Genomic DNA, 24,861 nt, shown 5'->3' with positions numbered 1-24,861 from the left:
GGGTTCCCTTCGTGGAGAATTTGTTTTTTTGCAACATGTGTTTCATATAGGATACCACGAGAACAGATGCCGATTGACGAAGTTCAAGGAAGTTGCAAGTTCCCGCACTGTTTTCCGCGCTTTCGTGTTGCGTTTCCCCCCATTCGTCGGCCGCGGCCGCAGGCCGGGCCCCGAAACCGCCCGTTCGTCGGATCGCCATTCCCTCCTCCTGGCCGGCCCGCTACAGTGGCAGCAACGACACTGGAGGATTCGCGATGAAAACGATCAACAAGACCTGTACCGAAACGCTGCGCGAAGCCTGGGACGGCACCACGCGGATCGTGCGGCACGCGCTGCGCCGCCTGGAGCGGATGCCCTGGCCTTCCCTGCTGGTGGTGTGCGTGATGCTGGCGCTGCTGGTCACCGTGCTGCCGCTGGCGCTGACCCTGTTCGTGCTGTTCCTGCTCGTGAAGCTGGTGGCCGGCGCGCTGGGCGGCAGCCGCCACCGGCCGCAGCGGCCCGACCACGCCCACCAGAATGGACAATGAGGGCCCGATGAAGTCGACCGCGGCAGGCGCGCGCGGCGCCGTGGGATTCGTGCGCGAGCTGGGCGAAACGGCCAGCTCGCTGTGGTGGCAGTTCTTCGACTGGCTGGCCCAGGTGCCGATGCGCCAGCTGGTGGTGACGTGGGTGCTGGCCACGCTGCTGGCTTGCACGCCGGCGATCCACCCCGAGCAGGCCGTGGCATTCATCTTCCTGTCGCTGGGGCTGAAGGTGCTGGCGGGCGGCAAGCGCAAGGCCGAGATCGAGGCGCGCCGCGCGTCCGAGCAGGCCGGCACGGAGGAGCTGGAACGCCGCCTGGTCGAGGCGCGCATGGCCGCCTTGCAGGCCCAGGTGGAACCGCACTTCCTGTTCAATACGCTGGCGCTGATCGGCCAGCTGATCGAGACCGATCCGCCGCAGGCGGCGCGCATCCACCAGCACCTGATCGACTACCTGCGCTCCACGCTGCCGCAGATGCGCTCGCGCGGCAATGGCACGCTGGGCCGCCAGATAGCGCTGTCGCGTTCCTACCTGGCGATCATGCAGGCGCGCATGAAGGCGCGGCTGGCCGTGTCGATCGACGTGCCGCCAGGGCTGGACAGCGCCACCTTCCCGCCGATGATGCTGCAGATCCTGATCGAGAACGCCATCAAGCACGGCCTGGAATCGAAGATCGAGGGCGGCCGGATCGATATCCGCGCCGCCAGCGACGGCAAGGTGCTGCAGGTGGACGTGCAGGACGACGGCGTGGGCTTCTCGCGCTACGCTGGCGACGGCGTGGGCCTGGCCAATGTGCGCGAGCGCCTGAAGCTGATGTACGGCACGCGCGCGCAATTGCAGATCGAGACGCCGCCGGAGGGTGGTTGCCGCGCCTCGATCAGCGTGCCGTTCGCGCCCGACATCTTTGCGGGGAAGAACCCATGAGCACACCGACCGCGCTGATCGCGGACGACGAGGAACCCATGCGCGACATGCTGCGCAACCGGCTGCGCGAATGCTGGCCGGAGTTGTCGATCGCGGCCGAGGCGGCCAACGGCGTGGAAGCGATCGCGCTGGCCGGGCAGCACCAGCCGGACGTGGTGTTCCTCGACATCCGCATGCCCGGCATGTCGGGCATCGAGGCGGCGCGCATGCTGTTCAACCGCTGCCATATCGTGTTCGTCACGGCCTATGACCAGTATGCGATCGAAGCCTTCGAACAGGGTGCGCTGGACTACCTGCTGAAACCCGTCGGCGGCGAACGGCTGCAAACCACGTGCGCGCGGCTGAAGGCCCGCATCGGGCGCCAGCCGGACGATATCGCCGCCCAATTGTCCCGCCTGCTCGACGGGCGCGCCGGCGGTGAACGGCGCGAGTACCTGCACTGGATCCAGGCGCAGGTGGGCAACAGCCTGCGCATGATCAGCACGCGCGAGATCCTGTTCTTCCAGGCCGACGAGAAGTACACGCGCGTGCAGACGGCGCAGGGCGAAGTCCTGATCCGCAAGACGCTGAAGGAATTGGCGGACGAGCTGGACCCGGACGAGTTCTGGCGCATCCACCGCTCCACCCTCGTGCGCGTGGATGCGATCGCCGAAGTCACGCGCGACCTGCGCGGTCGCCAGATGGTGCGCGTGAAGAACTGCGCGGAGCAGCTCGAGGTCAGTCGCGGAAACACCCATTTATTCCAGCAAATGTAAGGTGTTGCGCGCCGCCCCCATGCGGCTTGCAAGGCCCCGTGTAAAGCGCCTGACTTCGCTTGCCCCGCCTCCTGTGCTGGTCTATATTGGGGTTTCGCCTACCAGAAACCCTCAACAGAACAGGGAGAAGCGTAATGACGACGACACGGAATACGATTCCCAAGCACACCCGCGCCACGATCATGCCTTGCCTGCGTTACCGCGATGCCCCCGCCGCCATCGAATGGCTGTGCAGTACACTGGGGTTCGAAGCCACTCTGGTGGTGCGCAACGAAGACGGCACGGTAGCCCACGCCCAGCTCTCCTATGGCAACGGCATGATCATGCTGGGATCGATATTCGATACCGACTATGGCCGCCTGCTGAAGCAACCGTCGGAAACGGGAGGGTGCGTCACTCAGGGTTCCTACCTCGTCGTCAACGATGCCGACCGCGTGCACGAGCGGGTGATGGATGCGGGCGGCGAAGTGGTGCTGCCCTTGCAGGATGAAGACTACGGCGGCCGCGGCTTCACCTGCCGCGACCCCGAAGGCCATGTATGGAGCATCGGCACCTATGACCCTTGGGCCGAGGCCGAACGCGCCCACTGAGCGTGGGGCAGTGGCCGCTGCGTGCTTCCGCAGTGCCTGCTTGGTGCCTGCTTAGCGCCTGCATAGTGTCTGCTTAGTGTCTGCTTAGTGTCTGCTGAGTGCCTGCTCAGTGCTTGATCAGTGCCTGCTGAGTGCTTGCTCAATGCCTGCTCAGTGCCTGCTGAGTGCTTGCTCAATGCCTGCTCAGTGCTTAATCAGTGCTCGTTCACTGCCGGCCCGGTGCCGGCTCGCCGTTTGCCTGGTGCCCGCCCAGTTCCCGTATGAGTGCCTCATCCGCAACCTGGACTGGATCAATCCCGATCAGATCGCGGTACAGCGGCGGCAGGCTTGCGCACAGCTTGCGCAGCGCCTCGGGCGGCATGCCTGCCTGCACGTACTGGAACTGCGTCGGGTTATCGGAAGGCAGCGCGCCTTCCATGGTCGAGCCATAGGCGCCCAGCTCCATGAAGCTGAGCGCATCGCCGGCCGGCCCCACGGCATGCACGAAGGTGCCATCCTTCGGGTGGCCGAGATAGCGGCGCACTTCGCGCTGGCGTTCCGCGTCGGCGCCCGCCATCAATTTGTAGCGCAACTGTGCGTAAGCCCGCGTGCACTCCATGAACGCGGTGCGGATGCCGGACTGCGTGCGCCGCCCATGGCAGCACAGCAGCAGGTTGCCGAACGCATCGAGGAACGCCACGGCATTCCCGGCGCCGCCCTGCGCACGGTCGCGCTCCATCGCATGCAGCAGGTAGGGGGCCAGGCCGGCGTCGGGCCGGTGCGGCGTGGCGCGGTAGGTCAGCGCGTCCGGGCATGCGCGCTTCAGGGCGCGCACGATCGCGTGGTCTTCCGGCAGCGTGGCCGGATCGAGCAGGCCGGCGCGTGGCGGATCGATGTTGAACAGGTCCATCACGGCTTCCGTGGTGGCCTCGAACACCAGCGAGCACAGCGCCTGCGTGGGTTCGGCGATCGTCTTCCCGATGAAGAACGGCGGTGGCGCGCCGGTGGCGCCGCGCGCATAGGACGATGTGCCCAGCACGGCCGGGTAGGCAAAGGTTTCGCGCGCGCGCGGGCGCAGCGCTTCGGGCAATGCGGGGAAGGTGCCACTGCCGTCGTGGTTGATGCCCGCGTTACGATCGTTGGCCGCGACGACCACGTTGAAGCCCGCCGCGAGGATCGCCCCGGCGCACATGCAGCAGGGGTCGAGTGATGTGACGATCGTGATCTCGTGCGGCGGCGGCAGCGCCCTGCCCTTCGCGGTTTCCGCGTAATACCAGTCGACCAGCTGGCGTTCGCCGTGCGCGGTCGGGTCCCAGATCACCCCGTCGCGGATCACCTGGTTGTGCACCGCCTGCAGCACGTTGCCGAAGGCATCGAGCATCACGCCGCCGACGCCGAAGGTGCCTTGCGCCTTCGCCGCGATCGCCTCGAGCGAGGCGATGGTGACGGCGGCCTGGACGTCGATCGTCTTCTTCACGGGCGGCGCATTTTCGTATCGATCATTTGCGCTTGAGGTCTTGCCCGCCGAACGCGTTCGGCAGCTGGGCCGCGGCTGTGGTCTCGAACACGTCGCCCTTCAGGTTCGTGAGCACCACGGGCAGGTCGTTGCCGCCCAACTCCAGGATCACCTGCCGGCACGCGCCGCAGGGCGCGATCGGGCCATCGGTCTCGCCGACCACCACGAGCTTGTCGAACTCGCCCGGCTGGTAGCCGTGCGCGAACGCCGAAAAGAACGCGGTACGCTCCGCACAATTGCACAGGCCGTACGCCGCGTTTTCCACATTACAGCCGTGGAACACCTTGCCATCCCGCGTCAACAGCGCCGCACCCACCTTGAAATTCGAATACGGCGTATAAGCCTTCAGGCGCGCCACCTTCGCTTCTTCGATCAATCGATCAGTATCCATCAGCAATGTTTCCTAACTTCGGGGACAGTCCCCTGTTGTAAAACCACCGAATGCAGCTTATTACCCGCCACCGTGCGCGGAATATCAAGCACTTAGCCTATAGGGACTGTCCCTATGGGGACAGTCCCCTGTTGTAAAGCGACCAGCTCGGCGGTGGAGTGCCTTACGGGCGGATCGTGCGGTAGACGATCGGGTTGGCGGCTGGGACCGTGTCGGCGATCGTGTACGCCGCCTGCACGTCGGCGATCGCGCGCTGCGCGGCGGCTTCGGTGCGGGCGTGGACGAAGGCCAGCGGTTGGCCGGCTTCGATGCGCTCGCCAAGCTCGGCCAGGCCGGTCAGGCCGACGGCGAAGTCAATCGCGTCCTGCGGGCGGGTGCGGCCGCCGCCGAGGGCGACCACGGCCAGGCCCAGGTCGCGGCAGTTCGTCGTGGCGGCGAAGCCGGCGCGCGGCGCGGGAACGGGCACGATGATCGGCGCCTTGTCCAGGTACTTGTCCGGGTTTTGCAGCAGGTCGGCCGGGCCGCCCAGGGCAGTGACCATGCGCGCAAAGCGTTCGGCGGCTTCGCCGGAGTCGAGCGACGCTTGCAGCTTGGCGCGCGCCTCTTCTTCGTTGGCGGCCAGCTTGCCCAGCACCAGCATCTCGGCGCACAGCGCCAGCGTGACTTCATGCAGGCGCGCCGGGCGCGACTTGCCGGTCAGGTAGTCGATCGCGCAGCGCACTTCCACGGCATTGCCGGCGGCAGGTGCCAGCGATTCGTTCATGTCCGTCAGCAGCGCCGAGGTCAGCGTGCCGGCGCCATTGCCGACGTTGACGATCGACTCGGCCAGCTCCACCGATTTCTCGTACGTGGGCATGAACGCGCCGCTGCCGGCCTTCACGTCCATCGCCAGCACGTCCAGCCCGGCGGCCAGCTTCTTCGACAGGATCGAACCGGTGATCATGGCCACCGATTCCACGGTGCCCGTCACGTCGCGGATGCCGTAGAAGCGCTTGTCGGCCGGCGCCAGCGAGGCGGTCTGGCCGATGATGGCCACGCCCACTTCCTTGACGACCTTGCGGAACAGTTCATTGTCCGGCACCGTCGTGTAGCCGGGGATGGAGTCGAACTTGTCCAGCGTGCCACCGGTGTGGCCCAGGCCGCGGCCCGAGATCATCGGCACGAAGCCGCCGCACGCGGCGATCATGGGGCCAAGCAGCAGGGAGACGAGATCGCCCACGCCGCCCGTGGAATGCTTGTCCATCACGGGGCCGGGCAGGTTCAGCGATTTCCACTCCAGCACGTCGCCGGAGTCGCGCATGGCGAGGGTGAAGGCCACGCGCTCGTCCATCGTCATGTCGTTGAAGTAGACGGCCATCGCCAGCGCGGCGATCTGGCCTTCGGTCGTTTCACCGGTGGTGATGCCCTTGACGAAGAAGCGGATTTCGTCGGGGGTCAGGGTGCCTTTGTCGCGCTTCTTGCGGATGATTTCCTGGGGGAGGTACATGTTCTGTTCTTTCTTTGAGTTGCGTTCTCGTGGGTAGACCGATGTCGGAGAACGCGCCACCAGCGCGTGGGAGAACCGGTGTCGGACACAATTTCCGGATGAACCTTCCGGAAATTGTGTCCGACACCAGGAGCTCAAGCGCGGCGGCGACTTCAGCCTGTAGCGTCAGACCCCGTACGGGATCCAGATATTCTTCACCTGCGTGGCATGCTGCAGCACGGTGCGGCCGGCGGCCTGCTGCACGCTGAACCAGTCGCGCCCTTTCGCGCCGCCGGTCCACGTGCGCTTCAGCGAGCCGGCCGACAGGCGCTCCACTTCGGCGCAGCCCTCGGCCGAGCCGTCGTGGCGCCACACGGCGTCGATGTCCGAGTGCGTGGCCAGGGTGCGCGCCAGCTCGTCGGCGCTGCCGGTGACGATGTTGACCACGCCGCCCGGCAGGTCCGAGGTGTCGAACACCTGGTACAGGTCCGTCGCGGACAGCGGGTGCGCCTCGGAAGGCACGGCGATCACGCGGTTGCCCACGGCGATCGCGGGCGCCACCAGCGAGATGAAGCCCAGCAGCGGGTTCTCGTTCGGGCAGACGATGCCGATCACGCCGATCGCCTCGTTCAGCGCCACCGTGATGCCGTGCATCGGCGGCTGGTGCGCCGCGCCGTCGTACTTGTCGGCCCAGGCGGCCCAGTAGAACAGCCGCTCGATCGATGCCTGCACTTCCTTCTCGGCCGAATTTGCACCACCCTGGGAGCCCGTTTGCGCGGCGATGCGGTCGGCGAACTCGCGGCCGCGGGCGGCCAGGTTCTCGGCGATGTAGTACAGCACCTGCGCGCGGTTATGCGCCGTGGCCTTCGTCCAGCCCCCGGCCTTGTGCGCCGCCTCGACGGCATTGCGGATGTCCTTGCGGCTGCCTTCGCCGATCTCGCCGAGGAACGCGCCGTCGGCACCGTGGATGGCACGGCTGTACGCGCCATCCGGGCGGGCCTGCTTGCCGCCGATGTACAGCTTGGCCGTGCGGTCGATGGCGAACGGATCGGCCGATGGTGCGGCAGGCTTGAACGCGGCTGGCTTGGCCACCGCCGGCAGGGCCGGACGCGCATCCTCGCTCACCGGCACCAGGTATTCATACAAGCCTTCGCGGCCACCCTCGCGGCCATAGCCGGATTCCTTGTAGCCGCCGAAGCCGCATGCGGCATCGAACTGGTTCGCCGTATTGATCCAGACTACGCCGGCCTTGATCGCCGGCGCCACGTCGAGCGCGAGGCTGATGTTCTCGGACCACACGCAGGCGGCCAGGCCGTACACGGTATTGTTCGCCAGCTGCACCGCCTCGGCCGGCGTGCGGAAGCTCATCGCCACCAGCACCGGGCCAAAGATTTCGGCCTGCGCCACGGCCGCGGACGTCGACGCGCCCGTGATCAGCGTGGGCGGGAACCATGAGCCGTCGGCCGGAATCTCGCATGCCGATGGCTGGTAGATCTCGCAGCCTTCCGAGCGTGCCGCTTCCACCAGGCCGTGGATGCGCTGGCGCTGGATCGGATCGACCAGCGCGCCAATATCCATCGATTTATCCAGCGGCGAACCGAGGCGCAGGTTATCCATGCGGCTTTTCAGCTTTTTCAGGAAGCGCTCTTCCACGGACTCCTGCACCAGCAGCCGCGAACCGGCGCAGCACACCTGCCCCTGGTTGAACCAGATCGAATCGACGAGGCCTTCCACGGCCGCGTCCAGGTCCGCATCGTCGAACACGATGTACGGCGACTTGCCGCCCAGTTCCAGCGACAGCTTCTTGCCGCTGCCTGCCGTGGCTTCGCGGATCAGGCGCCCCACTTCGGTGGAGCCGGTGAACGCCAGCTTGTCGATGCCCTCGTGCTTCACGATCGCTTCGCCCGTGCGGCCATCGCCGGTGACGATGTTGACGACACCGGCCGGCACGCCGGCCTGCACGCAGATCTCGGCGAACAGCAGCGCGCTCAAAGGCGTGAACTCGGCCGGCTTGAACACGACCGTGTTGCCGGCCGCCAGCGCCGGAGCGATCTTCCACGCCAGCATCAGCATCGGGAAGTTCCACGGCACGATCTGGCCCACGACACCCACCGGGCGGTGGTTGGGGAATTCCTCGTCCAGCAGTTGCGCCCAGCCGGCGTGGTGATAGAAGTGGCGTGCCACCAGCGGCAGGTCGGCATCGCGCGTTTCGCGGATCGTCTTGCCATTGTCCAGCGTTTCCAGCACGGCGAACAGGCGCGCGTGCTTTTGCATCAGGCGCGCGATCGCGTACAGGACCTTGGCGCGGCCGTGGCCACCCAGCTTGGCCCATGCCGGCTGCGCGCGGCGTGCCGCTTCGACGGCGCGGTTCACGTCGCCGGGCGTCGCCTGCGTCACTTCGGCCAGCGGCTTGCCGTCGGCGGGGTTGGTCGAGGCGAACAGCTCATTTTCGTCACCTTCCGGGTCCGACCATTGGCCATCGATGAACAGGCCGAACTTGCGACCGCGCTGCTCCAGCCACGCTTGCGCTTCTTTCTGGCTCTCGGGTGCGGGGCCGTATTCCATGGTGTTGAGGATCTCGTTGATAGTTGGCATGGCAATAATGTTGAAGATGCGTTTATGGTTGCGCGTGGCGGTGGGCGGCGGAGTAATTGCCGGTCACGTAGTGTTCCAGTTGGCGCTCGATGTCGGTCAACAGGCTCGATGCGCCGATGCGGAACAGGTGTGGTTCCAGCCACTCGTTGCCCAGCTCTTCCTTCATCACTGTCATGTACTGCAATGCCGCCTTGGCGGTCGACACGCCGCCGGCCGGCTTGTAGCCGACCTTGAAGCCCGTGCGCTCGTAGTATTCGCGGATCGCCCGCACCATCACCAGCGACACGGGGATGGTGGCGTTAACGCCCTCCTTGCCGGTCGAAGTCTTGATGAAGTCCGCGCCGGCCATCATGCACACCCACGAAGCCTTCGCCACGTTTTCCAGCGTGACCAGGTCGCCCGTCGCCAGGATCGCCTTCACGTGCGCTTCGCCGCAAGCCTGGCGGTAAGCCACCATCTCGTCGTACAGTGCCTGCCAGTTCCCCGTCAGCACGTGCTGGCGGGTGATGACGATGTCGATCTCCTGCGCGCCGTCGGCAACCGACAATTCGATCTCGCGCACCTTCGTTTCCATGTTCGTCAGGCCGGCCGGGAAGCCGGTCGACACGGCGGCGATCGGCAGGCGCCCCTTCAATACCTTGTCCGCGTGGCGGATCATCTCGTGGTACACGCACACGGCGCCCGTCTTCAGGTTACGGTCCTGCAGGCCCATGGCATCGATGAGGTCCTGGCGCAGCGGGCGCAGCGCCTTCATGCACAAGCGCTCCACGCGGCCCGGCGTGTCGTCGCCGGAAAGGGTCGTCAGGTCGATCAGCTCGATCGCCTTGACCAGCCACGCGGCCTGGTATTCCTTCTTCACGGTGCGGCGGTTCGCCAGCGATGCCGCGCGGCGGTCGGCGGCCGCCTTGTTGACGTGGATGTGATTCAGCCAGCCCAGGTCGAGGCCCGTGGCCTCGTTGCGCTTGAAGTCTTGCGGATTGCTCATAACAGGTTGGTTCCGTTGGAAAGGGGTTTCACGCCGAGGTGATGCGCGATGGTCTGGCCGATGTCGGAGAACGTTTCCGAGATGCCCAGCGCGCGGCCCTGCACATTCGGGCCGAAGAAGATCATCGGGATATGCTCGCGCGTGTGATCGGAACCGGGCGAAGTGGGGTCGCAGCCATGGTCTGCGGTGATCACGACCAGGTCGCCGTCCTTCAGCTTGGCCGTAAATTCGGGCAGGCGCGCATCCAGCTCGTGCAGCGCCTGCGAGTAACCCTGCACATCGCGGCGGTGGCCGAAATGCATGTCGAAGTCGACGAAGTTCACGAAGGTCAGCGACTTGTCGCCCGCCTCGTCCTGCACTTCGAGCAGGCGGTCGAACAGGGCCATATTGTCCGGGCCCTTCACCACCCGCGAGACGCCTTGGCCGGCATAGATGTCGCTGATCTTGCCGAGCGCGATCACTTCACCGCCGGCATCCTTCACGTGGTCCAGCAGCGTGGGCGCCGAAGGCGGCACCGCGTAGTCGTGGCGATTGGCCGTGCGCTTGTAGTTGCCGGCGCTGCCCAGGAACGGGCGGGCGATCACGCGGCCGATGTTGTAGGGCTTGACCAGCTCGTAGGCCTTCTCGCACATCTCGTACAGGCGCTCCAGGCCGAAGCTTTCCTCGTGCGCGGCGATCTGCAGCACCGAGTCGGCGGACGTGTACAGGATCGGCTTGCCGGTGGCCACGTGCTCGTCGCCCAGCTCGGCGATGATCGTGGTGCCCGAGGCGTGGCAGTTGCCGAGGAAGCCCGGCACGCCGGTCAGTTCCTGCAGCTTGTCCGTCAACTCTTTCGGGAACGACGGTACCGTCTTCGGAAAATAGCCCCAGTCGAACAGCACGGGCACGCCGGCGATTTCCCAGTGGCCGCTCTGCGTATCCTTGCCCGTCGACTGTTCGCGCGCGGCGCCGTAGGCCGCCGTGAAACCTTCGCGCTGGTCGAAGCCCGGAGCCCAGGTGCCGCAAGCCGTGTGTGCCGCGGCGGCGAGGCCCAGCTTTTCCAGCGCGGGCAGCGACATGGGCTTGCCCTGTTCAGCAGCCCACTTGGCGATGTGGCCGAAGGTGTTGGTGGCGGCGTCGCCGTACTTGTCGGCATCCGGCGTGGCGCCGAGGCCGAACGAATCGAGCAGGAGGATGAATGCGCGTGACATGATGGTATCCCTGAAAAATCCAAGGGCGGCCAAGGCCGCCCTTTTGATGCATTACGCTTTAGCGAGGTTCGTGAAGAACGCCTGGATCAGCTTCACCAGGCTTTCCGCGCCCACGGCCGCGTATTTCAGCGTCTGTTCGTGGGACAGCGGGAATGGCGACAGGCCCTCGGCGAGATTGGTGACGACGGACACGCCGATCACCTTCAGGCCGCAGTGCCGCGCCGGCACCACTTCCGGCACCACCGACATGCCCACCACGTCGGCACCCAGGCGAGAGAAGGCGCGGATCTCGGCCGGCGTTTCGAAGCTCGGGCCCGAGCACGACAGGTACACGCCTTCGTGCAGCGTGATGTTCTGCTGCGCAGCCGTGTCCTGCAATTGCTTGCGCAGGTCCGCGTCGTAGGCATTGGCCATGCTGAAGAAGCGCGGGCCGAAGCGCTCGTCGTTCGGGCCGATCATCGGCGAGCCGGGCAGCAGGTTGATGTGGTCGTTCAGCGCCACCAGCGAGCCGGCGTCCACCTCCACGCGCAGCGAGCCTGCCGCGTTCGTGACGAACACGAATTCGCAACCCAGCAGCTTCAAGGTGCGCACGGCACTCGTCATCACGCCCAGGCCATAGCCTTCGTAGAAGTGGCCGCGGCCTTTCAGGCACACGACCGGCACGCCGGACAGGTTACCCAGCACCATCTGGCCCGCGTGGCCATGCACCGTACTGATCGGGAAGCCCGGCAGTTCGTCGAAGCCGATCGTGACCGTATCGGTCATCTGGTCGGCCAGCACGCCAAGGCCGGAGCCCAGGATCAGCGCGGCGCGCGGCGCGAAGCCTGCGGGCATGCGGGCACGCACGAGAGCGGCGGCCTGGAAGGGGAAATTGTTCGACATGAAGGTTCTCGCAGTGATCTGTGTAGTGAGCCGTATTTCGCGCCGAAGCGATTTTATTCGTGGCGCTCCGAGCTAGGCGACACTATGCAGCATCGGCGATATGTATGACAAATACCATTTTTCTTTGGCATTTATACTCAGTACATATAAATTACTGTCTATTATAGCCGTTTGACAGTGGACAAACATGTGTTTACGATGATCGACAAATGTTTGCAAGGACTGCCTTGAGCAAGAAAGAACAACTGTACGCGCTGATTCGGGCCAATCCATTCATTTCCCAGCAGGAAATGGCGGAAGCGCTCGGCCTGTCCCGCTCCGCCGTGGCCGGGCACGTGGCGAGCCTGATCCGCGAGCGGCGGCTGGTGGGCCGCGCCTACGTGCTGCCCCAAGAGCGCTCCGTGCTGTGCATCGGCGCCGCGAATCTCGACCGCAAGCTGCGCACCATCGAACCACTGCAGCTGGGCACGTCGAACCCGGCCACCGCCGCCGAAACCTTCGGCGGCGTAGCCCGCAACATCGCGGAAAACCTGGCCCGCCTCGGCACGCCCTGCGCGCTGCTGACGGCCCTGGGCGAGGATAGCGCGGGCCAGGCCTTGCGGGCGCACGCGCAGCACTGCGGCATCGACATGACGGCCACGCCCGTGCTGCCCGGTGCCGCCACCGGCACCTACACGGCCGTGCTGGATGCCGACGGCGAGATGGCCGTGGCGCTGGCGGACATGGCGCTGTACGAACAGATGACGCCCGATTTCCTCGCCAGCCGGCAGGCGCAGCGCCACGCGGCGTCGTTGGTGATCGCGGACCTGAACCTGCCGCAGGACGCGGTCGCGCTGCTGCTGGCCGAGGCGCGGCGCGACGGCATCCCGCTGGCGGTCGTGGCCGTGTCGCAGCCGAAGATGGCGCGGCTGCCGCGCGACCTGTCCGGCCTGCGCCTGCTGATCCTGAACCGCGGCGAACTGGAAACCCGCGCCGGCCGTCTCCTGCCGACCGAGGCCGCCGTGCGCGACGCCTGCCGCGCCGTGCAGGCGGATGGCGCGCGGGACGTGATCGTCACCTGCGGCGCGGCCGGCGTCTACCACACCACGGCGGACGACCTGCAATGGCTGCCGGCCCACGAAGTGGACGTCGTCGACGTCACGGGCGCCGGCGACGCCTTCTCGGCCGCCGTCTGCTGGACACTGGCGCAGGGCGAAGACGACCTGGCCCTGGCGTGCATGCGCGGGCTGCGCGCCGCCGCGCTGACCGTGCAAAGCCCCCACACCGTATCACCCGCGCTGACGGCCGATCTCTTCAGCGCGCCCTCCCCCATCGAACAGGAATGACCATGCAACACTACCTCTCCTTCTCGCCCGAAGTGGCGAACGCGCGCGCCGCCGGCAAGCCGATCGTGGCGCTCGAATCGACGATCATCTCGCATGGCATGCCGTATCCGCAGAACGTGCAGACCGCGCGCGAAGTCGAGCAGATCATCCGCGACGGCGGCGCCGTGCCCGCCACCATCGCCATCATCGGGGGCAAGATCTGCATCGGCCTCACGCCCGAACAGCTTGAATTGCTGGGCAAGTCGCCGGAAGCAATGAAGGTCAGCCGCCGCGACCTGGCCTATGCGCTGTCGCAGGACAAGCTGGGCGCCACCACGGTGGCGGCCACGATGATCTGCGCGCAGCTGGCCGGCATTCCCGTCTTCGTCACCGGCGGCATCGGCGGCGTGCACCGCGGCGCCGAAACGAGCTTCGATATTTCGGCCGACCTGCAGGAGCTGGCGCGGACGAATGTGGCCGTGGTGTGCGCGGGCGTGAAATCGATCCTCGACATCGGCCTCACGCTGGAATACCTGGAGACGCATGGCGTGCCGGTGGTGAGCGTCGGCCAGGAAGGCTTCCCGGCATTCTTCACGCGCGAAAGCGGCTTCAATGCCGACTTCCATCTCGACACGGCGGCCGAGCAGGCGGCGTTCATCCGCACGAAGTGGGCATTGGGCCTGGATGGCGGCGTGGTGGTCGCGGCGCCCGTGCCCGAAAGCGAGGCCATGCCGAAGGAAGAGATCGACACCATCACGGTGCAGGCCCTGCAGGAAGCGCAAGAAAACGGCGTGACGGGCAAGAAGGTCACGCCCTTCCTGCTGGCGCGCATCAAGACGCTGACCGGAGGGCGCAGCCTGGCCACCAATATCGCACTTGTGAAGAACAATGCCCGCGTGGGCGCCGCGCTGGCGCGCGCACTGCTGGAACAGCCCACCGCATAACTTTTCAGCCGCCGCCATGTCGATCGACCTGAAGCAACTGAAGTACTTCCTCGCCGTCGCCGAGGAAAAGAGCTTTTCGCGTGCCGCCGAGCGGCTGCACATTTCGCAGCCGCCGCTGTCGCAGCAGATCATGAAGCTGGAGGCGGAGCTGGGCGTGAAGCTGTTCGCCCGCACCACGCGCAGCTTCGAGCTGACGGTGGCGGGCCGCGCCCTGATGAACGAGGCGGCCGACCTGCTGGCCAGGATGCGCATGACGATCGACACCGTGCGCCAGATCGACCGCGGCGAAGTGGGCCGGCTGCGCGTGGGCATCGTCGGTTCGGCAATGTGGGGACCGATTCCCAGCCTGCTGGAGGAATTCCAGAGCAAGTACCCGCGCGTGACGTGGACCATCCACGAACTGGGGCCCACGGTGCAGTACGAGGCGCTGCGCGCCAAGCAGATCGACGTGGGGTTCTGGCGCGAGCCGAAGCTCGATGAGGGCGACCTGCGCAACGACAACCTGCGGCAGGAACTATGCTTCCGCGAAGATGTGTGCGTGGCCGTCAACGAACACCACCCGCTGGCGAAGAAGGATGCGATCGAGCTGACCGACATCGCCAGCGAACCGATACTCACGCTGGCCCTGGACAAGTCGGCCTTCCCGCGCTACCTGCTCCAGTGCTGCGTGGATGCGGGCTTCCAGCCGATGATCTTCCAGGAAGCGAACGAGCCGCAGACCTTGCTGGCCATGGTCGGCGCGGGGCTGGGAGTGACGTTGATGCCGGAGACGACCAGCCGCATCGGCTGGCCCGGCGTGGTGTTCCTGCCGATCCGCACGAATCCGCCGTCGGCCAATCTGTACATCACGTACACGACCACCGACGACGCGCCGGTGGTGCGGGCATTCCTGAATATCCTGCGGCCGCCGGAGAGGTAAGAAGTCGGAGCGGATGTGCCGCGGGGGGCTGTGTGGCGGAAGGGGTCTGTGTGCCGGCAGGGGACTGTCTGCCGCAGGGGTCTGTCCCCGGTAAGTGTCGGCTTTCGCGCTTGCAGCCGGCGTAGTCAGGGGACTGACCCCGGAAGTGTTGGCTTTCGCGCCGCAGGGGTCTGTCCCCGGCAAGTGTCGGTTTTTTTGCCTGCGAACCTGCAGCGCCAGCAAAAACCGGGGTCAGTCCCCTTGATCCCGGCCGACGGCAAAGTTCGACGCAACGGACCGGCGGGGACAGACCCCTGTGACGCGGCCGCCATCCGCGACATCGAGCGCGGGCGACCTCAACCGATCAGCGCTAGCAAAACCCGCGACAGACCCCTGTGACGCCGCCGCCATCTGCGGCATCAGGCGCGGAAACCGGGGTCAGACCCCGATTCTCAGAAATTCACCCGGAACTGCACGCCATAAGTGCGCGGCTCATTCAGGATGCCCGTCATGTTGTTGAAGTCGATCGCGCCCACCGATTGCACTTCATCGGTGATATTGCGGCCATACAGCGCCAGGTCGTATTTGCCGTCGCCCCACTTGTATCCCACGCGCAGGCCGCCTTCCAGCAGGTCCTTGGCCTTGTACTCCACCGCTTCATACAGGAAGAAGTTGTACGAGGAGCGGTACGACCAGTCGGTGAACGCGTACACCTCGCCATTGGCAACCGGCGCGGCGTACTTCAGTGTGAAGTTGTGCTGCCACTTCGGCGCGCGCGGCATCGGGTTGCCGTTGATGAGGGCGACGCGGCTGCCGTTCACGAAGGAGATCGGGTTCGTCACCGTGCAGCCGCTGCCGCAAGGGAGTACGAACAGGCTGCCGTCCTTGATCTCGGTGTCGTTGTAGCTGGTGCCGAACGTGGCGGAGAAATTCTGCGACAGGTTCGCCTGCAGGTCCAGTTCCACGCCCTGGCCGATCGCCTTGTCGGCATTGATCAGCTGGTTCATGTTGATGGAACCGCTGCCGGCCGTGAGCTGCTTGTCCTTCACCTCATAGCGGAACACGGTGGCGGCCAGGCGCGCGCGGCGGTTGAACAGGTCCTGCTTCACGCCAGCTTCGACCGATAGCACCTTCTCGGCGCCGGCCATCGACGGCTTGCTGGACAGGTCGTTCAGGCGGCCCTGCATCGACGGCGCGCGGTAGCCCGTCGCCACGCGCGCGAACACATTGGTGTCGCGGTTGAGCACATACGTGCCGGAGACATCCCAGCTCACGTTGCTCGATTCGTCGGACAGCGGCAGGTACGTGCGGCCGGTCGTTTCGATGCGCTGGGCCACGAAGTCCTTCTTGTCGTTCGTGTAGCGCAGGCCGCCGCGCAGCTTCAGGCGGTCGTTCACCGCGTAGTTGACCGAGCCGAACACCGCCCACGATTTCGCGTTCTGCGTCTGCGTCGCGTAATTCGGCACTTGCGGGTTGCCCGGTGCCAGCGAGTTGAACGCGATACTGTCGATCGTGATGTCTTCCTTGAAGTAGAACACGCCGCCGATCCATTGCAGCGGGCCGGCGCCGGTGGACTCGGCGCGGAATTCCTGCGAGATCTGCTTGTGGTCCGGGATCAGGTCGGCCGTCTCGACGACGAACGGGATGTTGCCCGGGCCATACGGCGGCGCATACACGGCGCCGTAGCCGCCATCGACGTCGGCGCGGCTGTAGAACTCGAGCTTTTCATAGCCGGTGATCGAGTGCAGCGTCACGCCCGGCAGATCCCAGCGCAGGCGCACGTTGCCGCCCTTGTTCTTCAGGTGCTGCTCGTTCACGCCATCGGTCGGGTAGCTGTCGTAGTCGAAGCCGTCCACCAGGTCGTTGGTGCCCTTCTTGAGGATATTGGCGCGGAACAGCGTGGCCGTGCCATCCATGTCGCGGCCGTGCGCATTGAACAGCGCCGAGAAATTGGCCGTCGGCTTGTAGAGCACCTGCAGGCGCGCGGCATTGTCCTTGTAGCCTTCGAATTCGCGGGTGCCGGTCGCACGAGGGTTGTCGACGCGGTCGCCGCGGTGCTGCGACGAGCCGGCGAAGCGGATCGCCACCGTGTCGCTGACGGGGATGTTGTACGCACCATCGACATTGCGCACGCGGTCCTTGCCGAAGCCGGCCGCCAGGTAGCCTTCCTGCTTGAACACGGGCTTGGCGGAATCGAACTTGATCACGCCGGCCGGCGAGTTACGGCCGAACAGCGTGCCCTGCGGGCCGCGCAGCACTTCGACCTGGTCCACGTCGAACACGGGGAAGCCCTTGAGCATCGGGTTTTCCTGCACGATGTCATCCATCACCAGGCCGACCGGCTGCGAGGCGTTCAGGTCGAAGTCGGTATTACCCAGGCCGCGGATGTAAAAGCGCGGGAAGGTGCGGCCATAGTCGGATTCGATGCTCACCGACGGCGAGCGGCCGGACAGGAAGCGGATGTCCTGCCCGCCGGACGTGAGCACGTCCAGCTTCTCGCCCTTCACGGTGGCGATCGACATGGGCACGTCCTTGATGTTCTCGGCGCGGCGCTGGGCCGTCACGATAACGGTTTCCAGCTGGCCCGGCTGGGTGGCTTCGGCGGTCGTGGCTGCCGGTTGAGTTTCCTGCGCGGAAGCGAGGGGAAACGCGGCCGCGATGGCGAGCGCTATCATCGTCTGGTGGGTTCGACGGGGTACATGCATGGGCCAGTTCCTTATTGTTAAGTATCGAATGGTGGCAAATCGGAAATATTCGCCGATGCTACACGATCGAAACTCGCCGTCACAACAACCTTATTGAGATGTTTTCAATATAAATTCTCAAGAAAAAAGGTATTTGTCATACATATGACGAGCATGCAATAGTGTGCGGTCAGCCCAGTCCCGGCCGCGTCAATGGCCCAGGGGAAGCGATCATTTCGGGGACTTTTTTCGCACCGCCAGAAGTGGAGCGAATACAACGCATGCCGAGGATTGGGCCCTACCAGCGATGTTGTGCGATTCCAACAGGGAGAACCCTATTGTGGAGAAAAGAACAAGAAATGGAAAACTGGACGGGAAGACAAATGCCGAGCAAAGCTTCTAAACGCGCCGCTTTCGCGGGGAGTCGCCTCAGCAAGATACATGTTTTGCTCGCAAAAACTATACAATAGCGGACTTCCAGGAGCCATTTCATGAAAATCAAACAACTTTCCATGATGATCGCCGCAGTTGCGGTTTCGGCGAGCGCGTTCGCGGCCAATCCGAAACTGGGCATCGTCTACGACGCGGGCGGCAAGTTCGACAAGTCGTTCAATCAATCCGCTTTCGAAGGTGCTTCGCGCTTCAAGAAAGAAACCGGCATCAATTTCATCGAAGTGCAGGCTTCTTCCGATACGCAAGCCGAGCAGGTCATGCGTGGACTGGCTCGCAAGAAACTCGACCTGATCGCCGCCGTCGGCTTCTCGCAAACCCAGGCCGTGCAGAAAGTGGCGAAGGAATTCCCCAACGTGCGCTTCGTGCTGATCGACGGCGTCGCGCAGGGCAATAACGTCAATTCCATCACGTTCAAGGAAGAGGAAGGCTCCTACCTCGTTGGCGTGGCGGCAGCCATGGCGTCCAAGTCGAAGAAGCTGGGCTTCATCGGCGGCATCGACATTCCGCTGATCCGCACCTTCGCCTGCGGCTACGCGCAAGGCGCGAAATCCGTGGACAAGAAATCCGAAGTCGTGCAGAACATGGTCGGCACCACCGCCGCGGCCTGGAACGACCCGGCCAAGGGCGGCGAGCTGGCCCGCTCGCAATTCGAGCGCGGCGTGGACGTGGTGTTCGCCGTGGCCGGCGGTTCCGGCCTGGGCACGCTGCAGATGGCCAAGGAAAAGGGCAAGCTGGCGATCGGCGTGGATTCGAACCAGAACCACCTGTACCCCGGCACCGTGCTGACCTCGATGGTCAAGCGCGTGGACAATGCCGTGTACGACAGCTTCATGCAGATGAAGAACGGCAGCTGGAAGGCCGGCCTTACCGCCAAGGGCGTCAAGGAAGGCGGCGTCGATTGGGCACTCGATGCCAACAACCGCAAGCTGATCACGCCGGAGATCGAAAAGCGCGTACTCGGTGCCCGCAAGGACATCATCGACGGCAAGACGAAGGTCATCGACATCCGCTCGGGCGCTGCCTGCCCGGCCTGACCTGCCAGCATTACCATAGCAATTCGTGAAACGCGCCGCGGAGCCCTGCTCCGCGGCGCGTTTTTCAGTAAAACACGACCTGAAAAATCCTATGCAGCCAGCTGTTGAATTCCGCGGCATCTCCAAGCATTTCGGAGCCGTGAAGGCGAATACGGACGTCAGCTTCTCGATCGCCAAGGGCGCCATCCATGGCCTCGTGGGAGAGAACGGGGCCGGCAAGTCCACGCTGATGAGCATCCTGTACGGCTACTACCATGCCGACAGCGGCGATATCCTGCTCGACGGCCAGGTGCGCCAGATCCGCTCCAGCCAGGAAGCGATCCGCCTCGGCATCGGCATGGTGCACCAGCACTTCATGCTGGTCGATAACATGACGGTGCTCGACAACGTGATGCTCGGCACCGAAGGCGGCTTCCGCCTGGCCGCTCACCGCGCCGAAGCGGAAAAGAAGCTGCGCGAGATCTGCGCGCGCTACCGTCTGGACGTGGACCCGCTGGCCACGATCCACGATTTGTCCGTGGGCGCCCAGCAGCGCGTGGAGATCCTCAAGCAGATCTACCGCAGCGCCAACATCCTGATCCTGGACGAGCCGACGGCCGTGCTGACCGCGCAGGAGACGGAATCGCTATTCGAGATCCTGCGGCTGTTCAAGGAACAGGGCAAGACCATCATCCTCATCACGCACAAGCTGCAGGAGATCATGGACGTCACCGACACGGTGACCGTCATGCGCGGCGGCCGCGTGGTCGGCGCCGTACGCACGGCGGACACCTCGAAGGAAGCGCTGGCCAATATGATGGTCGGCCGCCCCATCGAGAACAACCTGCCGCGCGCACCCTACAAGCCCGGCGCGACCGTGCTGGATGTGAAAGGCCTGCAACTGAAGGACAGCGCCGGCGTCTCCCTGCTGGAGGACATCGACTTCACCCTGCGTGCCGGCGAGATCGTGGCGATCGCGGGCGTGTCGGGCAATGGCCAGAGCGAGCTGATGGAGATCCTCTCCGGCATGCGCCTGCCCACCGGCGGCTCGGCCGATTTCGAAGGCAGCCCCCTGCCCTTCAAGCGCCACGATGCCGACGGCCTGCCGCGCGTGTTCCGCGACCTGGGCATCGCCCACGTGCCGGAAGACCGCCTGCGCGACGGCGTGGTGAAGAATTTCAGCGTGATGCACAATACCTTCTTCGGCTACCAGGACCACGTAAAGGGCCGCTGGGGCCTGATCGACTTCAAGCACATGGCCGCGCGCTGCGCCGACCTGCTGAAACAGTTCGACGTGCGCCCGCCGAACCCGGACCTGCGCATCGGCCTGCTCTCCGGCGGGAACCAGCAGAAGGTGGTAATCGCGCGCGAAGTGCTGGCCAGGCCGAAGCTGATGCTGGTGGGCCAGCCCACCCGCGGCGTGGATATCGGCACCATCGAGGCGATCCACGCGCAGTTGCTGGCATTGCGCGATGCCGGCGTGGCGATCCTGCTCGTTTCCGTGGAGCTGGAAGAAGTACGCGCGCTGGCCGACCGCATCCTCGTGATGTGCGGCGGCCGCATCACCGGCGAACTGCCGATCAATGAATTCGACACCACGCGCATCGGCTTGCTGATGGGCGGCATGCATAAATCATGACAACCAACGAATTGCCACGCTGGGCCACCGGCATCGTCCTGCCCATCCTGAACCTGCTGTCCGCGCTGCTGGTCACCGCGCTCGTCATCCACCTGCTGGGCGAGAACCCGGCCGAGTCGATGCAGATCCTCGTCAACAGCGCCATCGTCAATCCGGAAGGCCTGGCCTACACGCTGTTCTACGCCTCCACGTTCGTGTTCACCGGCCTTGCCGTGTCGATCGCGATGCAGGCGGGCCTGTTCAATATCGGCGCCGAAGGGCAGATGTACCTGGGCGGCCTGGGGCTGACCGTGGCCATGCTGGCGTTCGACGCCACGCTGCCGTGGTACCTCCTGATCCCGGCCGGCATGATCGGCGCGGCGCTGTTCGGCGCGCTGTGGGCGTTCATCCCCGGCTACCTGCAGGCGAAACGGGGCAGCCACATCGTGGTGACGACGATCATGTTCAACTTCATCGCCTCGTCGCTGATGAACTTCGTGATCGTCAAGTACCTGATTCCGCCCGGCGAACAGAACACCGCCAGCCGCGTGTTCTCGACCGACGCCGAGCTGCCGCGCCTGTCCGACTGGTTCCCCATCCTGGGCGATACGCCGCTGAACGTGAGCCTCTTCCTGGCCATCATCGCGCTGGTGATCTATGGCGTGATGGTGAGCCGCTCCTCCTGGGGCTACAAGGTGCGCGCCACGGGCTTGAACCGGCACGCCGCGCACTACGCCGGCGTGAAGATCTCCGCGATGATCATCGTGACGATGCTGATCTCCGGCGCGCTCGCCGGCCTGGGCGCCGTCAACTCGATCATGGGTTCCACGCATTACCTGTCGCTGAATTTCGTGGGCGGCGCCGGCTTCATCGGCATCGCGATCGCGCTGATGGGCCGGCAGCAGCCGATCGGCATCTTCCTGTCGGCCGTGCTGTTCGGCGCGCTCACGCAGGGCGGCTTCGACCTGTCGCTGGAAAAGCCGAACATTCCGCCCGAGATGGTCATCGTCATCCAGGGCCTGATCATCCTGTTCTGTGGCGCGATGGAAAACCTGTACGCCCCCGCGCTGGCCAAACTGCTCAAGGGTAAACAAGCATGACTTTCGAAGACCTCCACCTCGGCAGCATCGTCGTGTCCACCGTGCGCAATGCGCCGGTGCTGCTGTTCGCCGCGATGGCCGGCCTGTTCGCGGAACGCTCGGGCGTGATCGACATCGGCCTGGAAGGCAAGATCCTCGCCTCGGCCTTCGTGTCGGCCGCCGTCGCCTTCACCACGCAGAATCCCTGGTACGGCATCCTGGCCGGCATCGCCATCTCCGTGGTGCTGGCGCTGCTGCAAGGCGCCATCGCCATCACGCAAAAGGGCAACCAGCTGGTGGCCGGCATCGCCATCAATATCGCCATGAGCGGGCTGACGTTCGTGGTGGCGCAGTACTTCTTCCAGCAGGGCGGCCGCACGCCGGGGCTGGGCGATGCGCGCCTTTCCGAGATCGTGCTGCCGGGCAGCGCGGCCGTGGCGGACGTGCCCGTGATCGGCTGGATCTGGACGCAGCTCCTCGGCGGACACACGATCCTCGTCTACCTGGCGTTCGCGCTGGTGCCGCTGGTGCACTGGGTGCTGTACCACACCCGCTTCGGCCTGCGCCTGCGCGCCTGCGGCGAGAACCCGCACGCGGCCGATGCGGCCGGCGTGTCCGTCGAAGGCACGCGCTATGGCGCGATGCTGATCGCCGGCATCCTGTGCTCGTTTTCCGGCGCGTATCTCGCGATCGTGCAGAGCGGCTTCTTCTTGCGCGACATGTCGGCCGGTGCCGGCTACCTGGCACTGACGGCCATGGTGTTCGGCAACTGGCGCCCGTTCTACACGTTCCTGGGCTGCCTGATGTTCGGCTTCTTCGGCGCCGTGCAGATTCAGCTCGAAGGTGTCGACCTGCCGGTGGTGGGCCGCATCCCGGGCGCGCTGATCCAGATGGTGCCGTATGTCGTGACCGTGATCGTGCTGGCCGGCCTCATGGCCAAGTCGGTGGCGCCGAAGGCGATCGGCGTGCCGTTCGTGAAGTCGCGCTGACAGCGGCGTCTTCAGCAAGAAAGCCCGCTTGCGCGGGCTTTCTTGCTTTCTGGCGGCGGCTGGCCGCGCCGTTCATTTCTGCGCCAGGATCCATTTCACCAGCGTGTGCGCGTCCGCATCGCTCACGGCGTTCGGCGGCATCGGCACCGGGCCCCACACGCCCGCGCCGCCCTTCAGTACCTTTTGCACCAGTTTATCCTCGGCATCCTTCTGCCCCTTGTACTTGGCGGCCACGTCCTTGTAGGACGGGCCGACCAGCTTGGTGGCCACGGCGTGGCAAGCCATGCAGTTCTTGGCCTTGGCCAATTGCTCCGGCGTGGCCGCGCCCGCGGCCGAGGCGGCCAGTGCCAGCAGGCCTGCTGCGACGACATACTTCATTGCTTCCTCCCTTTATTGATCGTGGTTCGATTCTAGGGCAATCGATCCCGCGCCCGCGCCGCGGACGACACCGGGGACAGTCCCCGAAATTTCGCAACAGTCATGTGTTGTAAAAATTCGGGGACAGTCCCTGGTGTGGGAAAACAACGGTCAGCGAGGGGCGAACAACGACAGGGCGGCGTGCTGCAGCAGCATGATGGTCTTGCCGTCCTCGATGCGGCCGTCCGCGACCATGGAGAGGGCTTCGTCGATGTCCAGCTCCAGCACTTCGATATCCTCGCCTTCAGCTGCCACGCCGCCGCCGTCGCCGGCGCGCTGGCCCGATTCGTATTCGGCCACGAAGAAGTGCAGCCGCTCGGTGACGGAGCCCGGGCTCATGAACGCGTCGAACACGCGCTGCACGTGCTCGACGCGAAAGCCCGTTTCCTCGGCGACCTCGGCGCGGATGCGTTCCTCCGGCGATGCGGCATCCAGCAGGCCGGCCGGCGCCTCGATCAGGAAGCCGTCGTGCCTGCCGCCGTAGCCGTAGGCGGGAAAGCGGAACTGGCGCACCAGCACGACGGTGCGGCGGGCCAGGTTGTACAGCAGGATCACGGCGCCATGGCCGCGGTCGTAGGTCTCGCGGGACATCGTCTGCCAGTTGCCGTCGCGCCGGCGGTAGTCGAACGTGGTTTTCTTCAGCAGGTACCAGTCGTCGGACAGCGTTTCAACGTCGCGGATGCGTACGTGCATGATGACTCCTGTCGTTTATCTCTTTTCCAGGTTATCATGCGATATCGTGCAATTTCAAGGAAAATCGTGCAATGCTGACCCGCCAGCGCAAGGAGCTGCTGCTCCGCATCCTGAAGGAAGAAGGACAGATCGTGGCCAAGACCCTGAGCGAATCGCTGGGGCTGTCCGAGGACACCATCCGCCGTGACCTGCGCGAGCTGGCCAGGGACGGCTTGCTGCAGCGCGTGCATGGCGGCGCCCTGCCCGTTTCGCCGGCCGTCGGCAACTTCGCCGTGCGCGAAAAACTGTCGGCCGACGCCAAGCCGGCGATTGCGCGTGCAGCGGCCGCGATGATCCAGCCCGGCCAGGTGGTGTTCATCGACGGCGGCACCACCGCCGTGCAGCTGGCGCGCGCCCTGCCCCGCGACCTGCGCGCCACCGTGATCACGCACAGCCCCTCCGTGGCGGTGGAACTGGTGGAGCACGAGCACGTGGACGTCATCATCATCGGCGGGCGCCTGTTCAAGCACTCGATCGTGGCGATGGGCGCCGCGGCCGTGGAAGCGGTGAGCCAGTTCCGCGCCGACCTGTTCTTCATGGGCGTGTGCAGCCTTCACCCGGAAGCCGGCATCACCACCGGCGATTTCGACGAGGCCGCCATGAAGCGCGCGCTCTCCGCACACGCGCAGCGCACAGTGGTGCTGGCGTCGCCGGAAAAACTGGGGACCGCCGCGCCGTTCCAGATCGCGCCGCTGGCGACCGTGGATCACATCGTCGTCAACCGGGAGGTGGACGATGCGCTGCTGGCGCCGTATCGGGAGATGGGAATCGAGGTGACGCTGGCGTAACAGCCAGTGGCTTGATACCGGTGGCAGGCACCGATGTTCTGGAAATGTTGCAAAAAAACCGGTGACAGGCACCGGTCTCAAAGAAACGTTTCAAAAAACCGGGTGCCTGTCACCGGGGCTGAAGAAATGTTTCGAAAACGACGGTGCC

The 24,861-nt window shown here is 65.3% G+C and carries 22 protein-coding genes; 12 read left to right on the top strand and 10 right to left on the bottom strand.

All coding sequences use genetic code 11. The features are described 5' to 3' along the window. Positions 1-254 precede the first annotated feature (254 nt). From V6Z91_RS13285 to V6Z91_RS13270, 4 genes are all read left to right on the top strand, one after another. Positions 255-527 (top strand): hypothetical protein, encoded by a 273-nt coding sequence (locus tag V6Z91_RS13285; RefSeq protein ID WP_338770982.1) that lies wholly within the window; start codon positions 255-257, stop codon positions 525-527. A gap of 7 nt (positions 528-534) precedes the next feature. After that, the gene (locus V6Z91_RS13280) at positions 535-1,446 is read left to right on the top strand and encodes a histidine kinase (RefSeq protein ID WP_338770979.1); all 912 of its coding nucleotides are present in this window, start codon (positions 535-537) and stop codon (positions 1,444-1,446) included. Beyond that, a complete protein-coding gene (locus tag V6Z91_RS13275) occupies positions 1,443-2,201 on the top strand; it encodes a LytTR family DNA-binding domain-containing protein (RefSeq protein ID WP_338770976.1) in 759 nt (252 codons plus the stop codon). The genes V6Z91_RS13280 and V6Z91_RS13275 overlap by 4 nt, the downstream gene beginning before the upstream one ends. Before the next feature lie 134 nt (positions 2,202-2,335). Further along, positions 2,336-2,791 (top strand): VOC family protein, encoded by a 456-nt coding sequence (locus tag V6Z91_RS13270; protein ID WP_338770973.1) that lies wholly within the window; start codon positions 2,336-2,338, stop codon positions 2,789-2,791. A gap of 205 nt (positions 2,792-2,996) precedes the next feature. On the opposite strand, the gene V6Z91_RS13265 is transcribed toward V6Z91_RS13270, so the two are convergent. From V6Z91_RS13265 to xapA, 7 genes are all read right to left on the bottom strand, one after another. Next, complete coding sequence (locus tag V6Z91_RS13265) at positions 2,997-4,247, bottom strand: nucleoside deaminase (protein ID WP_338770971.1); 1,251 nt, start codon at positions 4,245-4,247, stop codon at positions 2,997-2,999. Positions 4,248-4,269: 22 nt separating this feature from the next. Then, on the bottom strand, positions 4,270-4,677 hold the full coding sequence (locus V6Z91_RS13260; protein WP_338770968.1) for a cytidine deaminase: 408 nt from the start codon (positions 4,675-4,677) through the stop codon (positions 4,270-4,272). 163 nt (positions 4,678-4,840) lie between these two features. After that, positions 4,841-6,163, bottom strand: a complete 1,323-nt coding sequence (gene deoA / locus V6Z91_RS13255; protein WP_338770966.1) for a thymidine phosphorylase — start codon at positions 6,161-6,163, stop codon at positions 4,841-4,843. A 165-nt stretch (positions 6,164-6,328) separates the two neighbouring features. Beyond that, the gene (locus tag V6Z91_RS13250) at positions 6,329-8,707 is read right to left on the bottom strand and encodes an aldehyde dehydrogenase family protein (RefSeq protein ID WP_338771824.1); all 2,379 of its coding nucleotides are present in this window, start codon (positions 8,705-8,707) and stop codon (positions 6,329-6,331) included. A gap of 52 nt (positions 8,708-8,759) precedes the next feature. Then, positions 8,760-9,722 (bottom strand): deoxyribose-phosphate aldolase, encoded by a 963-nt coding sequence (gene deoC, locus V6Z91_RS13245; RefSeq protein ID WP_338770964.1) that lies wholly within the window; start codon positions 9,720-9,722, stop codon positions 8,760-8,762. Then, on the bottom strand, positions 9,719-10,912 hold the full coding sequence (locus tag V6Z91_RS13240; protein WP_338770963.1) for a phosphopentomutase: 1,194 nt from the start codon (positions 10,910-10,912) through the stop codon (positions 9,719-9,721). The genes deoC and V6Z91_RS13240 overlap by 4 nt, the downstream gene beginning before the upstream one ends. A gap of 51 nt (positions 10,913-10,963) precedes the next feature. Further along, a complete protein-coding gene (gene xapA, locus V6Z91_RS13235; protein ID WP_338770962.1) occupies positions 10,964-11,794 on the bottom strand; it encodes a xanthosine phosphorylase in 831 nt (276 codons plus the stop codon). Between the two features lie 227 nt (positions 11,795-12,021). Between xapA and V6Z91_RS13230 the strand changes: the two genes are divergently transcribed. Genes V6Z91_RS13230 through V6Z91_RS13220 form a run of 3 tightly spaced genes read left to right on the top strand, consistent with a single transcriptional unit; the run spans position 12,022 to position 14,961 of the window. Further along, the gene (locus V6Z91_RS13230; RefSeq protein ID WP_338770961.1) at positions 12,022-13,119 is read left to right on the top strand and encodes a carbohydrate kinase; all 1,098 of its coding nucleotides are present in this window, start codon (positions 12,022-12,024) and stop codon (positions 13,117-13,119) included. 2 nt (positions 13,120-13,121) lie between these two features. Beyond that, positions 13,122-14,042 (top strand): pseudouridine-5'-phosphate glycosidase, encoded by a 921-nt coding sequence (locus V6Z91_RS13225; RefSeq protein WP_338770960.1) that lies wholly within the window; start codon positions 13,122-13,124, stop codon positions 14,040-14,042. Positions 14,043-14,058: 16 nt separating this feature from the next. Next, the gene (locus V6Z91_RS13220; RefSeq protein WP_338770959.1) at positions 14,059-14,961 is read left to right on the top strand and encodes a LysR family transcriptional regulator; all 903 of its coding nucleotides are present in this window, start codon (positions 14,059-14,061) and stop codon (positions 14,959-14,961) included. Positions 14,962-15,392: 431 nt separating this feature from the next. On the opposite strand, the gene V6Z91_RS13215 is transcribed toward V6Z91_RS13220, so the two are convergent. Next, positions 15,393-17,645 (bottom strand): TonB-dependent receptor, encoded by a 2,253-nt coding sequence (locus V6Z91_RS13215; protein ID WP_338770958.1) that lies wholly within the window; start codon positions 17,643-17,645, stop codon positions 15,393-15,395. 470 nt (positions 17,646-18,115) lie between these two features. Between V6Z91_RS13215 and V6Z91_RS13210 the strand changes: the two genes are divergently transcribed. From V6Z91_RS13210 to V6Z91_RS13195, 4 genes are all read left to right on the top strand, one after another. Then, positions 18,116-19,111: a BMP family ABC transporter substrate-binding protein gene (locus tag V6Z91_RS13210; protein WP_338770957.1), complete on the top strand. Its 996-nt coding sequence runs from the start codon at positions 18,116-18,118 to the stop codon at positions 19,109-19,111. Between the two features lie 91 nt (positions 19,112-19,202). Beyond that, positions 19,203-20,729 carry an ABC transporter ATP-binding protein gene (locus tag V6Z91_RS13205; RefSeq protein ID WP_338770956.1) on the top strand — a complete coding sequence of 509 codons (1,527 nt, stop codon included), beginning with the start codon at positions 19,203-19,205 and terminating at the stop codon, positions 20,727-20,729. Then, positions 20,726-21,808 carry an ABC transporter permease gene (locus V6Z91_RS13200; RefSeq protein WP_338770955.1) on the top strand — a complete coding sequence of 361 codons (1,083 nt, stop codon included), beginning with the start codon at positions 20,726-20,728 and terminating at the stop codon, positions 21,806-21,808. The genes V6Z91_RS13205 and V6Z91_RS13200 overlap by 4 nt, the downstream gene beginning before the upstream one ends. Then, complete coding sequence (locus tag V6Z91_RS13195) at positions 21,805-22,776, top strand: ABC transporter permease (RefSeq protein WP_338770954.1); 972 nt, start codon at positions 21,805-21,807, stop codon at positions 22,774-22,776. The genes V6Z91_RS13200 and V6Z91_RS13195 overlap by 4 nt, the downstream gene beginning before the upstream one ends. Positions 22,777-22,848: 72 nt before the next feature. Here V6Z91_RS13195 and V6Z91_RS13190 read toward each other — a convergent pair whose 3' ends face one another. Next, positions 22,849-23,154 (bottom strand): c-type cytochrome, encoded by a 306-nt coding sequence (locus V6Z91_RS13190; RefSeq protein WP_338770952.1) that lies wholly within the window; start codon positions 23,152-23,154, stop codon positions 22,849-22,851. A gap of 150 nt (positions 23,155-23,304) precedes the next feature. Next, complete coding sequence (locus V6Z91_RS13185) at positions 23,305-23,886, bottom strand: NUDIX domain-containing protein (protein ID WP_338770950.1); 582 nt, start codon at positions 23,884-23,886, stop codon at positions 23,305-23,307. Positions 23,887-23,957: 71 nt separating this feature from the next. On the opposite strand from V6Z91_RS13185, the gene V6Z91_RS13180 reads away from it, so the two are divergent. After that, a complete protein-coding gene (locus V6Z91_RS13180) occupies positions 23,958-24,713 on the top strand; it encodes a DeoR/GlpR family DNA-binding transcription regulator (protein ID WP_338770948.1) in 756 nt (251 codons plus the stop codon). Positions 24,714-24,861: the final 148 nt, after the last annotated feature.

It is taken from the genome of Massilia sp. METH4, from assembly GCF_037094685.1.
Taxonomy (GTDB): domain Bacteria; phylum Pseudomonadota; class Gammaproteobacteria; order Burkholderiales; family Burkholderiaceae_D; genus Rugamonas.
Note: the sequence above shows the minus strand (reverse complement) of the source record. Positions and strands in the feature narration are given on the sequence as shown.